The sequence below is a fragment of the Stenotrophomonas maltophilia genome (assembly GCF_006970445.1).
Classification (GTDB): domain Bacteria; phylum Pseudomonadota; class Gammaproteobacteria; order Xanthomonadales; family Xanthomonadaceae; genus Stenotrophomonas; species Stenotrophomonas maltophilia_AU.
Genome location: NZ_CP033877.1, coordinates 3,875,237 through 3,889,901, shown reverse-complemented (window position 1 = coordinate 3,889,901; position 14,665 = coordinate 3,875,237). Strand labels below are relative to the sequence as shown.

General features: G+C 66.5%; 14 protein-coding genes. 11 read left to right on the top strand and 3 right to left on the bottom strand.

Features of this window, described 5'->3' with window-relative positions; genetic code table 11:
- Positions 1 to 108: 108 nt before the first annotated feature.
- The 9 genes from EGM71_RS17790 to hslU all read left to right on the top strand — a co-directional run bounded on the left by EGM71_RS17790 (position 109) and on the right by hslU (position 7,852).
- Positions 109 to 2,220 (top strand): S9 family peptidase, encoded by a 2,112-nt coding sequence (locus EGM71_RS17790; RefSeq protein ID WP_188486073.1) that lies wholly within the window; start codon positions 109 to 111, stop codon positions 2,218 to 2,220.
- Positions 2,221 to 2,274: 54 nt separating this feature from the next.
- Positions 2,275 to 2,700, top strand: coding sequence for a YbaN family protein (locus tag EGM71_RS17785; protein WP_188486071.1), 426 nt, complete (start codon positions 2,275 to 2,277; stop codon positions 2,698 to 2,700).
- 82 nt (positions 2,701 to 2,782) lie between these two features.
- The gene (lptM, locus tag EGM71_RS17780) at positions 2,783 to 3,049 is read left to right on the top strand and encodes an LPS translocon maturation chaperone LptM (RefSeq protein WP_188486069.1); all 267 of its coding nucleotides are present in this window, start codon (positions 2,783 to 2,785) and stop codon (positions 3,047 to 3,049) included.
- Positions 3,042 to 3,893, top strand: coding sequence for a diaminopimelate epimerase (gene dapF, locus EGM71_RS17775; RefSeq protein ID WP_188486067.1), 852 nt, complete (start codon positions 3,042 to 3,044; stop codon positions 3,891 to 3,893). Before lptM ends, dapF begins: the two co-directional genes overlap by 8 nt.
- Positions 3,890 to 4,564 carry a DUF484 family protein gene (locus EGM71_RS17770; protein WP_188486065.1) on the top strand — a complete coding sequence of 225 codons (675 nt, stop codon included), beginning with the start codon at positions 3,890 to 3,892 and terminating at the stop codon, positions 4,562 to 4,564. The genes dapF and EGM71_RS17770 overlap by 4 nt, the downstream gene beginning before the upstream one ends.
- 16 nt (positions 4,565 to 4,580) lie before the next feature.
- On the top strand, positions 4,581 to 5,471 hold the full coding sequence (gene xerC, locus EGM71_RS17765; protein WP_188486063.1) for a tyrosine recombinase XerC: 891 nt from the start codon (positions 4,581 to 4,583) through the stop codon (positions 5,469 to 5,471).
- Between the two features lie 77 nt (positions 5,472 to 5,548).
- A complete protein-coding gene (locus EGM71_RS17760; RefSeq protein ID WP_024957056.1) occupies positions 5,549 to 5,749 on the top strand; it encodes a DUF3079 domain-containing protein in 201 nt (66 codons plus the stop codon).
- Between the two features lie 74 nt (positions 5,750 to 5,823).
- Entirely contained in the window at positions 5,824 to 6,375 is a 552-nt protein-coding gene (gene hslV, locus EGM71_RS17755; protein WP_005411093.1) for an ATP-dependent protease subunit HslV, read from the top strand.
- 103 nt (positions 6,376 to 6,478) lie between these two features.
- On the top strand, positions 6,479 to 7,852 hold the full coding sequence (hslU, locus tag EGM71_RS17750) for an ATP-dependent protease ATPase subunit HslU (protein ID WP_019337671.1): 1,374 nt from the start codon (positions 6,479 to 6,481) through the stop codon (positions 7,850 to 7,852).
- A 48-nt stretch (positions 7,853 to 7,900) separates the two neighbouring features.
- Here the strand turns inward: hslU and EGM71_RS17745 are convergent, their stop codons facing one another.
- From EGM71_RS17745 to smeT, 3 genes are read right to left on the bottom strand one after another with little or no spacing between them, the layout of a single operon-like run.
- Positions 7,901 to 8,893: a Gfo/Idh/MocA family protein gene (locus EGM71_RS17745; RefSeq protein WP_188486061.1), complete on the bottom strand. Its 993-nt coding sequence runs from the start codon at positions 8,891 to 8,893 to the stop codon at positions 7,901 to 7,903.
- A 35-nt stretch (positions 8,894 to 8,928) separates the two neighbouring features.
- A complete protein-coding gene (locus EGM71_RS17740) occupies positions 8,929 to 9,438 on the bottom strand; it encodes a MepB family protein (RefSeq protein WP_101766100.1) in 510 nt (169 codons plus the stop codon).
- Positions 9,435 to 10,094: an efflux transporter SmeDEF transcriptional repressor SmeT gene (smeT, locus tag EGM71_RS17735; protein WP_005419430.1), complete on the bottom strand. Its 660-nt coding sequence runs from the start codon at positions 10,092 to 10,094 to the stop codon at positions 9,435 to 9,437. Before smeT ends, EGM71_RS17740 begins: the two co-directional genes overlap by 4 nt.
- Positions 10,095 to 10,321: 227 nt before the next feature.
- Between smeT and smeD the strand changes: the two genes are divergently transcribed.
- Both smeD and smeE read left to right on the top strand, forming a co-directional pair.
- Positions 10,322 to 11,506, top strand: a complete 1,185-nt coding sequence (gene smeD / locus EGM71_RS17730) for a multidrug efflux RND transporter periplasmic adaptor subunit SmeD (protein WP_075676214.1) — start codon at positions 10,322 to 10,324, stop codon at positions 11,504 to 11,506.
- Between the two features lie 12 nt (positions 11,507 to 11,518).
- Complete coding sequence (smeE, locus tag EGM71_RS17725) at positions 11,519 to 14,641, top strand: multidrug efflux RND transporter permease subunit SmeE (protein ID WP_188486060.1); 3,123 nt, start codon at positions 11,519 to 11,521, stop codon at positions 14,639 to 14,641.
- Positions 14,642 to 14,665 lie beyond the last annotated feature (24 nt).

Genomic DNA, 14,665 nt, shown 5'->3' with positions numbered 1-14,665 from the left:
GTTGCCGGCCAGCGGCCGGCACTACCGGCAGGGTTGCCGGCAGTCCTTCCGCGACCCAGACTCGGGCACAAGGACGCCATTGCATTGCCGCTCAAGGAGCCCTATCTCATGAAATCCACCCTCTGCCTGTTGCTCGCCAGCCTGATGACCACGACTGCCAACGCCGCCCCCCTGCCCGTTCCGCCGGACGCCGCCAGGCATCCGCATGTGGTCAAGGCGCCGTTCGGCGCGACCCGCAACGATGACTATTACTGGCTGCGCGACGACAAGCGCGAGAACAAGGACATGCTGGCCTACCTGCAGGCCGAGAATGCCTACGCCGACCAGCTGCTGGCACCGCTGAAGCCGCTGGAAGACACCCTGTACAAGGAGATCGTCGGCCGCATCAAGCAGGACGATTCCAGCGTGCCGGCGCGCGAGCGCGGCTACTGGTACTACAGCCGTTTCGAGACCGGCCAGGACTACCCCATCCACGCGCGCCGCAAGGGCAGCATGGATGCCGCCGAGGAAGTCCTGCTGGACGTCAACACGATGGCGGCCGGCAAGGGCTACTTCAGCGTCGGCTCGATGGAGGTCAGCCAGGACAACCAGCTGCTGGCCTGGGCCGATGATGATGTTGGCCGCCGCCAGTACACGATCCGCTTCAAGGACCTGGCCACCGGCAAGGTGCTGCCCGATGTGATCACCGGCAGCTCCGGCGACCTGGTCTGGGCCGACGACAACCGCACCGTGCTGTATGTCGAGAACGATCCGGAAACCCTGCTGACCGTGCGCGTCAAGAAGCACGTGCTGGGCACCCCGGCCAGCGCCGACACCGTCGTCTACGAAGAGAAGGACGACAGCTTCTACATGGGCATCGGCCGCACCCGCGACGATCGCTTCATCACCATCGGCGTGCACAGCACCGTGTCCTCGGAAGAGCGCTACGCGCCGGCCAGCGATCCAACCACCTTCACCGTGCTGGCGCCGCGCCAGCGTGATGTCGAGTACGACGCCGACCACTACGACGGCCGCTGGGTGATCCGCACCAACGACGGTGCGAAGAACTTCAAGCTGGTCACCGCACCGACCGATGCCACCTCACGCGCGCAGTGGAAGGACTGGATCGCGCACGACGATGCGGTGTTCATCGAAGGCTTCGAGCTGTTCGACAGCTACACCGCCATTGCCGAACGTTCCGAGGGCCTGGAGCGCATCCGCCTGCTGTTCAAGGATGGCCGCAGCGACTACGTGAAGGCCGATGAGCCGGCGTACTCGATGGGCCTGGGCGACAACACCGAGGCCGATACGCCGTGGCTGCGCTACGTTTACACCTCGATGACCACCCCGACCACGGTGTTCGAGCTGAACACCGCCACCGGCGAGCGCCGCCAGCTGAAGGTGCAGCCGGTGATCGGCTATGACGCGTCGAAGTATGAAACCGACCGCGTCTGGATCACTGCGCGCGATGGCGTGAAGGTGCCGGTGTCGCTGGTCTACCGCAAGGGCTACCAGAAGGACGGCAAGGGCGCGCTGTTCCAGTACGCCTATGGCAGCTACGGCATGTCGATGGACCCGTACTTCAACCAGACCGCGGTAAGCCTGCTCGATCGTGGCGTGGTCTGTGCCATCGCCCACATCCGCGGCGGCCAGGAGATGGGCCGCGACTGGTACGAGAACGGCAAGCTGCTGCACAAGCAGAACACCTTCAACGACTTCATCGACGTCACCCGCGGCCTGGTCGCACAGGGCTGGGCGGCGAAGGATCGCGTGGCCGCGTCCGGCGGCAGCGCCGGTGGCCTGCTGATGGGTGCCGTGGCCAACCAGGCTCCGCAGGATTACCGGGTGATGGTGGCGCAGGTGCCGTTCGTCGACGTGGTCACCACCATGCTCGACCCGACCATTCCGCTGACCACCAACGAATACGACGAGTGGGGCAACCCGGAGCAGAAGCAGTACTACGACTACATGCTGTCCTACTCGCCCTACGACAACGTGAAGCCGCAGGCCTACCCGGCGCTGTTCGTGGGCACCGGCCTGTGGGATTCGCAGGTGCAGTACTGGGAGCCGGCCAAGTGGGTGGCCAAGCTGCGTGACGACAACACCGGCCACTACCCGATCCTGTTCCGCACCAACATGGAAGCCGGCCACGGCGGCAAGTCGGGGCGCTTCCAGCGCTATCGGGAGCTGTCCGAGTCGTACGCGTTCGTGCTGCAGCAGCTGGGCATCGCCCAGCCGTAACGGCGAAGGGGTGCCGGGCGTTGCCGGGCACCCCGAACCGTTATCCTTGCGGCCATGAGCCTGCCCGAGCCCCCCACATCCCGCGATACCGCCACGCCACCGCGCGTGGTGCGTTTCCGCTGGGCGTGGTGGCTGCTGGCCTACGTCAGCCTCGGCACCGGCATTGTCGGCATCTTCGTGCCGGGCCTTCCGACCACCGTATTCATCCTGATCTCGGCGTGGGCCGCCTCGCGCGGATCCGAACGCCTGCACAACTGGCTGCTGCAGCACCCGCGCTTCGGCCCGGCCATCGCCAACTGGCAGGCACACGGGGCGGTCAGCCGCTACGGCAAGTGGATGGCCACGATCACCATGGCCGTGTGCGCCGCCATCATGCTGTGGTGCGTGCCGATCGCCTGGGTGAAGTGGTTCTCGATCGGCAGCATGACCGTGGTGGCGATCTGGCTGTGGACGCGGCCGCTGCCACCGCCCGCCGATTGAGCGCCTGCGGGAGTGCCGGCCGCTGGCCAGCAACCCGATCCCCTGCACGAACCGCTCAGCCGCCAATGGCTATACTCGGGGCATGAAGATCCCCCATCGAAACGCCATCCTGATTCCGCTGGCAGCGGCCTCGCTGCTGCTCCTCGCCGCCTGCGGCAACAAGGGCCCGCTGGTTCTGCCGCAGAAGCCGGTGCCGGTGGAAGAAACCGTCGAACCCGCAGCCGAGCCCGCCGCTGAGGCGACCCCGGCGGAGACCCAGGGCAGCGGCACCCCGGCCACGACCGTGGAGCCGGCTGCACCGACCACCCAGCCGGTGCCTGCGAAGAAGGCGGGCAGCGGGAATGAGTGAGGCCGGTTCCAAGGCCCTGCGCTTCAGCAAGATGCACGGCGCGGGCAATGATTTCGTAGTGATCGACCTGCGTGACGGCACTGCGCCGCCCACGCCTGAACTGGCCGCGCGCCTGGCCGACCGCCACACCGGCGTCGGCTGCGACCAGATCCTGACCATCGAGGCGCCGCGTGCGGAAGGCTCGGTGGCCTCGTACCGCATCTGGAATGCCGACGGTTCCAATTCCGAGCAGTGCGGCAATGGCGCGCGCTGCATCGCGGCCTGGCTGGTGCGCGAGGGCAGCGCGCAGGGCGATGCATTCGTCATCGACAGCCCGCTGGCCAGCCACGAAGTGAAGGTGCTGGGCGAGGGCCAGTTCGCGGTGACCATGGGCGTGCCTGCGTTCGAACCGGCCAACGTGCCGCTGATGGGCTTCGCCCACGCGCGCGAGGAATACCTGCTGCCGCTGCAGGGCGAGAGCGTCCGCTTTGCTGCGGTGTCGATGGGCAACCCGCATGCCGTGATCGAAGTGGGCCTGATCGATGCTGCGCCGGTCGAACGCGTGGGTTCGCTGCTGCAGCAGCACGCGTCGTTCCCGCGCTCGGTGAACGTGGGCTTCGCCCAGGTGATGGGCCCGGCGCACGCCCGCCTGCGCGTGTTCGAGCGCGGCGTCGGTGAAACCCTGGCCTGCGGCAGTGGCGCCTGCGCCGCCGCGGTGACCCTGATGCAGCGCGGCCGCCTGCAGCGCGATGCGCGCATCAGCCTGCCCGGTGGCGACCTGCGCATCCAGTGGCCGGGCGATGGCCAGCCGGTGGTGATGGCGGGCCCGACCGCATTCGTCTTCGAAGGGGAGTGGATGGCATGAGCGAAACCGTCGACAAGCTCGGGGCCCATGAAGTCGCTGCCTGGTTGCGGCGTCATCCGGGCTTCCTCAAGCAGTTCCCGGACCTGGCCCTGACCCTGGTGGTGCCGCGCGATGACGGCCCGACCGCATCGCTGGCCAGCTACCAGCTGGAAGTGCTGCGCGAGAAGAACCGCGAGCTGGCGCGGCGGTTGGCCGACCTGGGCGCGACCGCGCAGATCAATGAGCGCCTTGCGGTGCGCACGCACCAGCTGACCCTGGCACTGATGAAGCAGGACAACGCGGCTGACACCCTGCGTGCGATGGCCGCATCGCTGCAGGAAGACTTCGCCGGCGACCTGGTGCGGCTGGTGGTGCACACGCCGGTGGCCGGGCTGGAACAGGCCGACTGGCTGCAGGTGATTGCCGCCGATGATCCGCAATTGGGCCCGTTCCGCGATTGCCTGAACGATGGCGAGCCGATCTGCGGCCGCCTGCAGCCGGAAAAGAATGCCGTGCTGTACGGCGTGCGCAGCGAAGAAGTGCAGACCACCGCGCTGCTGCCGCTGCCGGGCGTCGGCCTGATCGCGGTCGGCAGCCACGACCCGAACCGCTTCTATCCGGGCATGGGGACGTTGTTCCTGCGCATGATGGGCGACGCGCTGGTCACTGGCCTGAAGCGTTTCCCCGGCTGAGCAGGGCACGGCGACGATGAGCGCGGTACAGGCCTTCCTGCAGCACCTGCAGGTGGAGCGGCGGATGTCGGCACATACGCTCGACGCCTATCGCCGCGACCTGGACGCGCTGTCGGCCTGGGCCGAGCCGCGTGGCGTGGTGGTGGAGGCGCTTGATGCCGACGCGTTGCGCCAGTTCATTGCCGATGAGCACCGCCGCGGTCTGTCGGCCAAGAGCCTGCAGCGTCGCTTGTCGGCCTGCCGGAGCTTCTATGCCTGGCTGCTCAAGCACGGGCGCATCGAGGTCAGTCCGGCGGCAACGCAGAAGGCACCGCGCGCGCCACGCCGGTTGCCACAGGTCCTCGACGCCGATGAAGCCGTGCAGCTGGTCGAGCTGGAGCCGGAAGGTGAACTCGGCCGCCGTGACCGCGCGCTGCTGGAACTGTTCTATTCCTCCGGCCTGCGCCTGAGCGAAGTCTGTGCGCTGACCTGGCGCGATCTGGATTTCGACAGCGGGCTGGTCAACGTGCTGGGCAAGGGCAACCGCCAGCGCCGGGTGCCGTTCGGCCGGCCGGCGCGCGAAGCGCTGCAGGCATGGCGCGCGGAAAGTGGCGGCGGCCCGGCCTCGCCGGTGTTCCCCGGCCGCAACGGGCCGATCAGCCAGCGTGCGGTGCAGATCCGCATCCGCCAGCTTGCACAGCGCCAGGGACTGTTCAAGCACGTGCATCCGCACATGCTTCGGCACAGTTTCGCCAGCCATATCCTGGAATCGTCCGGCGACCTGCGCGGTGTGCAGGAGCTGCTCGGCCATGCCGACATCGCCACGACGCAGATCTACACTCACCTCGATTTCCAGCACCTGGCCAAGGTCTACGACGCCGCGCATCCGCGCGCCAAGCGCCGCAGCAGGGACGACAAGGCTGAATAGCCTGCGCTTGATCTGGATCAGGGCAGGGTGGGCGCCAGCGGCGCATCGTGGCCGCAGGCCACGAGGAAACCACCACCATGGCGAAGCCCATTCCGCTGCATCCCAAGCACCCCGAACGCATCTGCTGGGGCTGCGACCGCTACTGCGCGGCTGACGCGCTGGCCTGCGGCAATGGTTCCGGCCGCACCCAGCACCCGATCGAGACGCAGGGTGAAGACTGGTACATCGCCTGGGGTATCGAGCCGAATCCGGACCGGCCGTCGCACGCCAAGCGCTGAACGGCAGCCATCCGCGCAGGCTTGATCGCACCCGGCGCTGTCCCCATGTCCCGTGAACAGCTATCGGAGGCCGCATGGACCCCAGTCAGAACCCCAACGTTTTCCACGCCACTACCATCGTCTGCGTCCGTCGCGGCGAGCACGTGGCCATTGCCGGCGACGGCCAGGTCACGCTGGGCCACACCGTGATGAAGGGCAATGCGCGCAAGGTGCGCCGCCTTGGCCGTGATGGCCAGGTGCTGGCCGGCTTCGCCGGTGCCGCCGCCGATGCCTTCACCCTGTTCGAGCTGTTCGAGGCCAAGCTGGAGAAACACGGCCAGCTGCAGCGCGCCGCGGTCGAGCTGGCCAAGGATTGGCGCACCGAGCGCCGCCTCGGCAAGCTTGAAGCCCTGCTGGCAGTGGCCGACAAGGAAACCTCGCTGATCATCAGCGGCACCGGTGATGTGATCGAGCCGGAGGACGGCATCATCGCCATCGGTTCGGGCGGTTCGTATGCACTGTCGGCCGCGCGCGCGTTGATGGCGCACACCGAACTGGATGCACGCACCATCGCCAGTGAAGCGATCGGCATCGCCGGCGACATCTGCATCTATACCAACCGGAACGTGGTGGTCGAGGAGCTGTGAGGGGTGTGCTGGCTGCTGGCCGGCAACCTCATGAGCCCCCGCACGCGTGCCTGGTTGCCGGCCAGCGGCCGGCACTACCGACAATGAATTCGTGAGCACAACCATGTCGAAGATCGAAGTTTCCTCCGCCACCATGACCCCGCGCGAGATCGTGCAGGAACTGGACCGGCACATCGTGGGCCAGCATGACGCCAAGCGCGCCGTGGCCATCGCCCTGCGCAACCGCTGGCGCCGCATGCAGCTGGTGCCTGAGCTGCGCAATGAAGTGATGCCGAAGAACATCCTGATGATCGGCCCGACCGGCGTCGGCAAGACCGAGATCGCGCGTCGACTGGCCACGCTGGCCAACGCACCGTTCGTGAAGGTCGAAGCCACCCGCTTCACCGAAGTCGGCTACGTCGGCAAGGACGTCGAGCAGATCATCCGCGACCTGGCCGATACCGCAGTGAAGCTCTATCGCGAACAGGCCAAGGTGCGTGTGCGTACCCAGGCCGAAGAACGCGCAGAAGACCGCATTCTCGATGCACTGCTGCCGCGCCGTAGCGGCGGCATCGGTTTCGATCCGGAAGTGGCGCGCAACGAACCGTCGGCGCAGGACAACGAGACCCGCATCAAGTTCCGCAAGATGCTGCGCAATGGTGAGCTGGACGAGCGTGAGATCGAGCTCGACCTGGCTGCCAACGTCAGCATGGACATCATGACCCCGCCGGGCATGGAGGAAATGGGCCAGCAGCTGAAGTCGATGTTCGCCAACCTCGGCGGCGGCGCCAAGGCGCACAAGCGCACGCTGACCATCAAGGCCGCGCGTCCGCTGCTGGTGGAAGAAGAGGCCGGCAAGCTGGTCAACGAGGACGATATCCGCACGGCGGCGATCGAGGCCTGCGAGCAGCACGGCATCGTCTTCATCGACGAGATCGACAAGGTCGCCAAGCGTGGTGACAACGTGGGCGGTGGCGATGTCTCCCGCGAAGGCGTGCAGCGCGACCTGCTGCCACTGGTGGAAGGCTCCAACGTGTCCACCAAGTACGGCACGATCAAGACCGACCACATCCTGTTCATCGCGTCGGGCGCGTTCCACCTTGCCAAGCCCAGCGATCTGATTCCGGAGCTGCAGGGTCGTTTCCCGATCCGCGTGGAACTGGGTGCGCTGAGCAAGAATGACTTCGTGCGCATCCTGACCGAGCCGAAGGCCGCGCTGACCAAGCAGTACGAAGCGCTGCTGGCCACCGAAGGCGTCAAGGTCAGCTTCACCGCCGATGCCATCGACCGCCTGGCCGAGATCGCCTTCCAGGTGAACGAGCGCCAGGAGAACATCGGTGCCCGCCGCCTGCACACCGTGCTGGAACGCCTGCTGGATTCGCTCAGCTACGAGGCACCGGACCGCGATGGCGAAACCCTGGCCATCGACAGCGCCTACGTCGATGCACATCTGGGCGAGCTGGTGCAGGACCCGGACCTGAGCCGCTACATCCTGTAACGCCCGATACGGAAAAGGCCGCCGCAAGGCGGCCTTTTTCCTGTGCGGTCAGCGCGATTGCCGCGTGCGATAGGCCTGCAGCACCTGGTCGATCACCGCACTGGTGCGGGCGGCACTGATGCCGTTCGAGGGCGAGCGCCCGTTGCCGCACAGTTCGTCCACGAGGGAGGCGATCAACGGTTGCTGGATCGACGGCGGGTTGGGGATGTCGAACCTCTGCACGCCGGCTTCGGTTTCCAGCTCCACCGGAACGTCCTCGAAGGTGGCAAAGCGCAGCTGCCCACGGTCGCCGGTGATCTCGATCTCATCCTGGCGGCGGAACGCGCAGAAGCTCCATTGCGCGATGCCGTGCGCACCCGTCCCGGTGCGGAAGCACATCGAGACGCTGTCCTCGGCGGCGTAGGCGCCGGTCAACGAACTGGCCAGGCCATGCACATCGCTCAGCGGCCCCAATAGATGGTCGAGCAGGTCCAGGGTATGCGAGCCCAGATCGACAAACAGCCCGCCGCCAGCGATCGCGGGGTTGGTCCGCCAGAAGTCCGGTGATGCGGCATTTACTGAATGCGGCCGATGAAGGGTCGCGCGCACGCTGCGCGGCGTACCGATCGCGTCGCTGTCCAGCAACTGCTTCACCTGTGCGAAGCGGGGCAGGGCGCGGCGGTAGTAGGCGACGAACACCGGCACGCCGCTGCGGGCGCTGGCTTCAATGATGCGCTGGCACTCGTCGTGGTCCATGGCCATCGGCTTTTCGATGTAGACCGGCTTGCCCGCAGCTATCGCCTGCAATGCGTAGTGCATGTGCGTGGAGGGCGGCGTCGCAACGTAGATCGCGTTCACTTCCGGGTCGGCGATGAGTGCATCGGCGTCCGCGTACCAGCGGGGAATCGCATGGCGCCGCGCATAATCCTCGGCCAACGCCGCATTGCGGCGCATGACCGCGGCCACCCGTGAGCCCGGCGTGTTGGCCAGGGCCGGCCCGCTCTTCTTCTCGGTGACGCTGCCACAGCCGATGAAGCCCCACACCACGTTGTCCAGGATCATCAGGATGCGTCCAGAAAAGGGAAGGTCCGCCGGGTTCAACCCAACAGTGAGCGTAATCGATCACCGGCGGAGGCGGAGACATCAGCACCGGTGGGCAGGAAGCAACGAAGCTGCCACTGCCGGGTCCGGATCGCGTCCTTTGCGGTCGGCGTGCTCCACGGCGGATAGACACGGAGGGCGCGCTTTCCGCCCTCGCCATCGCGCGACATCACACCGCGCTCGATCAGCAGGTCACGACTGAAGATGAACTGCCCGCGCTGTGTTCCGTCGAAGACCGCGATCACCACGAAGTGCACAGCATCGGCTGCATCCAATGGAGCGATATCAGAACCGGGGGCGGGGCGCTTCCACAGGGTTACGAACTGGCCGGTCTTGGTGGGGGTGATCTTCGCGACGCGGAACACGATGCTGTGACCCTCAAGGGCAAAGCGGCAGGCACCGTACTCTGCGCTTTCCGCTTCCGCCACGATCGGTCCGGTCAACTGCAGCCCTGCGGGCAGGTAGAGATCGTGCAGTGCCGCGATGGCGGCAGCAACGCCGCTCATGCTTCCGGCAACGGCTCGGGCACCGTTCCGGGAACGAACACACCGTCCTTCACGTAGGCGGCCAGGGTCATGTCCAGCGCGAGCATGCCGTCGCGCTTGAGGTCCATCAGTTCCGGTTCGACCATTGCCCCGTGCAGCACGCCCAGCACGGTGGCGTGCAGCATGCGTGCGGCGATCTTGGGGTCGGCGCCTTCGCGCAGCTGGCCCAGATCGCGGGCGCGGCGCAGGGCGCGCTCCATCCGGTCCAGCGCATCGCGGAAACCGGCCTGCTGCATCTCGGTCAGCACCTTGGTGTCAGCCGACGCATCGCTGCGCAGCATGATTTCCATGGTCTTGCGCAGGCGCTCGTCCTCGGACAGCTCGATGAACGAGTGGATCATTACCGCGCGCAGGTCGTGCACCGGGGTGTCGCGCTGGTCGGTGGAGGTGCGCTCCAGTTCCTGCATGAAGGGCAGGTGCACGCGCTCGACGATCGCGGCCAGCACCTCGCTCTTGTTCTTGAAGTGCCAGTAGACCGCGCCACGGGTGTAGCCGGCGCGGGCACCGATCATCTCCAGCGTGGTACGGGCCACGCCGTGTTCATGGAAGCAGGCTTCGGCGGCGTCAAGGATGCCTTCCCGGGTTGCCTGGGTGTCCTCTTTGGTCTTGCGGGCCATGGGTGTGGGTACGAGTGCGGGTGAAACGTGGCTGAATTGTACCGGTTTACAAACAAACAAGCATGTATGTATATTTCGCACCCATCATTCCCGTCGTGTGCGTGGCAGGCCGGTCCGGCTCCCACTCCACCCGGGTGGGCGCGATCTGCGGGGCTTTCACCGGAACAAGGGGAAGTCCAGCGGTATCAGCCTCCTCTGAGATTCCTTCCTCCAAGAGCCTTTCCGTCATGTTGCTGAGCCGAATCCGACCCTTTGCACTGTCGCTGGCAATCGCCGCGACCGTGGCTGCCTGCGGCGGCCAACCCCAGGCCCCCGAGCAGGGCCCGGGTGACGTCACTGTGGTCACGCTGAAGTCCGAGACCGTGGGCCTGACCCGCGAACTACCGGGCCGTACCAATGCCTTCCTGGTCGCCGAAGTGCGCCCGCAGGTGAACGGCATTGTCGCCAAGCGCCTGTTCACCGAGGGTGGCATGGTCAAGGCCGGCGAGCCGCTGTACCAGCTCGACGACGCCAGCTACCGCGCCCAGGCCAACAACGCCCGCGCCCAGCTGGCCCGTGCCGAAGCCACCGCCAATGCCGCCCGCCTGAGCGCCAAGCGCATCACCGAGCTGGCCAAGGTCGATGCGGTCAGCCAGCAGGACCTGGAAAACGCCGTGGCCGCGCAGAAGCAGGCCGAGGCGGATGTCGGTGCCGCCAAGGCCTCGCTGGATGCGGCCAACGTCACCCTCGGCTACGCCCGCATCACCGCGCCGATCAGCGGCCGCATCGGCAAGTCCAGCGTCACCCAGGGTGCGCTGGTCAACGCCGGGCAGGCCAATGCACTGGCCACCGTGCAGCAGCTGGACCCGATCTATGTCGACCTGACCCAGTCCTCGGCCGAGCTGCTGCAGCTGCGCCGCGAACTGGCCGCCGGCCGCCTGCAGGACAACCAGACCCTGCCGGTCAGCATCCTGATGGAAGACGGCAGCACCTTCGAGCACAAGGGCACGCTGGAGTTCTCCGAAGTCAGCGTCGATCCGACCACCGGCAGCTTCGGCCTGCGCGTGAAGGTGGACAACCCGGACGGCCTGCTGATGCCGGGCATGTACGTGCGTGCAGTGATCGGCGGCGGCGTGCGCAGCGACGCGGTGCTGGTGCCGATGCAGGGCATCGCCCGCGATCCGAAGGGCGACACCACGGCAATGGTGGTCGACAAGGACAACAAGGTCGAAGTGCGCCCGGTCAAGGTCAGCCGCACGGTCGGCGACAAGTGGCTGGTCGAGGACGGTCTGAAGGCCGGCGACAAGGTCATCGTCGAAGGCCTGCAGAAGATCGGCCCCGGCATGCCGGTCAAGGCCACCGAGAAGGGCGCTGCTCCGGCCAAGCCGGCAGCGGCCGCCCAGCCTGCCGCTCCGGCCGGCGACGCGAAGTAAGCGGAGAACCCCATGGCACGCTTTTTCATCGATCGACCCATCTTTGCATGGGTGATCGCCATCATCATCATGCTCGCCGGCGGCCTGGCCCTGTTCAAGCTGCCGGTCTCGATGTACCCCAACGTCGCACCGCCGGCGGTGGAAATCAGCGCTACCTACCCGGGTGCATCGGCCAAGGTGGTCGAGGACTCGGTGACGCAGATCATCGAGCAGAACATGAAGGGCCTTGATGGCCTGATCTACTTCTCCTCCAACAGCTCGTCCAACGGCCAGGCCACCATCACCCTGACCTTCGAGAGCGGCACCAACCCGGACATTGCCCAGGTGCAGGTGCAGAACAAGCTGCAGCTGGCCATGCCGCTGCTGCCGCAGGAAGTGCAGCGGCAGGGCATCAACGTGGCCAAGTCCAGCTCGGGCTTCCTGAACGTCATCGCGTTCGTGTCCGAGAACGGCAGCATGGACGCCAACGACATCGCCGACTACGTCGGTTCCAATGTCGTCGACCGTCTCAGCCGCGTGCCGGGCGTGGGCAACATCCAGGTGTTCGGTGGCAAGTACGCCATGCGCATCTGGCTGGACCCGAACAAGCTGCACACCTATGGCCTGTCGGTGCCGGAAGTGACCGCGGCGATCAAGGCCCAGAACGCCCAGGTGGCGATCGGCCAGCTTGGCGGTGCGCCGTCGGTGAAGGGCCAGCAGCTCAACGCCACCATCAACGCGCAGTCGCGCCTGCAGACCCCGGAACAGTTCCGCAACATCATCGTGCGCGGTGCGCAGGACGGTGCCGAGCTGCGCCTGGGTGACGTCGCCCGCGTCGAACTGGGTGCCGAATCCTACGACTTCGTCACCCGCTACAACGGCCAGCCGGCCAGCGGCCTGGCGGTCACCCTGGCCACCGGCGCCAACGCGCTGGATACCGCTGCTGGTGTGAACGCCGCGCTGGAAGACATGAAGGGCTTCTTCCCGGCCGGCCTGAAGGCCGAGATCCCGTACGACACCACTCCGTTCGTGCGCGTGTCGATCAAGGGCGTGGTGCAGACCCTGATCGAAGCGATCGTGCTGGTGTTCGTGGTGATGTACCTGTTCCTGCAGAACTTCCGCGCCACCCTGATCCCGACCATCGCCGTGCCGGTGGTGCTGCTGGGTACCTTCGGCGTACTGGCGATGCTGGGTTTCTCGGTGAACATGCTGACCATGTTCGCGATGGTGCTGGCGATCGGCCTGCTGGTGGACGATGCCATCGTGGTGGTGGAGAACGTCGAGCGCATCATGTCCGAGGAAGGACTGTCGCCGCTCGAAGCGACCCGCAAGTCGATGGGCCAGATCACCGGTGCGCTGGTGGGTATCGGCCTGGTGCTGTCGGCGGTGTTCGTGCCGATGGCCTTCATGAGCGGCTCCACCGGCGTGATCTATCGCCAGTTCTCGGCCACGATTGTCTCTGCGATGGCGTTGTCGGTGCTGGTGGCGATCGTGCTGACCCCGGCGCTGTGCGCGACCATGCTCAAGCCGCTGAAGAAGGGTGAGCACCACGTCGCCCACCGTGGCCTGGCCGGTCGCTTCTTCAATGGCTTCAATCGCGGCTTCGACCGCACCAGCGAAAGCTACCAGCGTGGCGTGCGCGGCATCATCCACCGTCCGTGGCGCTTCATGGGCATCGTGGCGGCGCTGTTCGTGCTGATGGGCGTGTTGTTCGTGCGCCTGCCCAGCTCGTTCCTGCCCAACGAAGACCAGGGCGTGCTGATGGCGCTGGTGCAGGCGCCGGTCGGTGCCACCCAGGAACGTACGCTGGAATCGATCGCGGCACTGGAAAACCACTTCCTGCAGAACGAGAAGGATGCGGTGGACTCGGTGTTCTCGGTGCAGGGCTTCAGCTTCGCCGGCATGGGCCAGAACGCGGGTATGGCGTTCGTCAAGCTGAAGGATTGGAGCGAGCGTGACGCCAACAATGGCGTGATGCCGATCACCGGCCGTGCGATGGCGGCCCTGGGCCAGATCAAGGATGCCTTCATCTTCGCCTTCCCGCCGCCGGCCATTCCGGAGTTGGGTACCGCCTCGGGCTACACCTTCTTCCTGAAGGACAACAGCGGCCAGGGTCACGACGCACTGGTGGCCGCGCGCAACCAGCTGCTCGGCCTCGCCGCCGGCAGCAAGAAGCTGGCCAACGTGCGCCCGAACGGCCAGGAAGACACGCCGCAGTTCCGCATCGACATCGACGCGGCCAAGGCGACCTCGCTGGGACTGTCGATCGACCAGATCAACGGCACGCTGGCCGCCGCGTGGGGCAGCTCGTACATCGATGACTTCGTCGATCGCGGCCGCGTCAAGCGTGTGTTCGTGCAGGCCGACCAGGCGTTCCGCATGGTGCCGGAGGACTTTGATCTCTGGTCCGTGAAGAACGACAAGGGCGAAATGGTGCCGTTCAGTGCGTTTGCCACCAAGCACTGGGACTACGGCTCGCCGCGCCTGGAACGCTACAACGGCGTGTCGGCGATGGAAATCCAGGGTGAACCGGCCCCGGGTGTTGCCTCCGGCGATGCCATGGCCGAGATCGAACAGCTGGCCAAGCAGCTGCCGCAGGGCTTCGGCATCGAATGGACGGCGATGTCCTACCAGGAGCGCCAGGCCGGTTCGCAGACGCCGCTGCTGTACACGCTGTCGCTGATGATCGTGTTCCTGTGCCTGGCCGCGATGTACGAAAGCTGGAGCGTGCCGACCGCGGTGCTGCTGGCGGCCCCGCTGGGTATCCTCGGCGCCGTGCTGGCCAACACCTTCAAGGGCCTGGAGCGCGACATCTACTTCCAGGTGGCGATGCTGACCACGGTGGGCCTGACCAGCAAGAACGCGATCCTGATCGTCGAGTTCGCCAAGGAAAACCTGGAGAAGGGCGCCAGCCTGATCGAGTCGATCATGCATGCCGTGCGCGACCGCCTGCGCCCGATCGTGATGACCTCGCTGGCCTTCGGCATGGGCGTGGTACCGCTGGCGATCTCCACCGGTGCCGGCTCCGGCGCCAAGCAGGCGATCGGCACCGGCGTGCTCGGCGGCATGATCGTCGGCACCGTGCTCGGCGTGTTCTTCGTACCGCTGTTCTTCGTGGTGGTGCAGCGCCTGTTCAAGCGCAAGTCCACGACGTAAGCGAATCGGCAGTGCCGGCCGCTG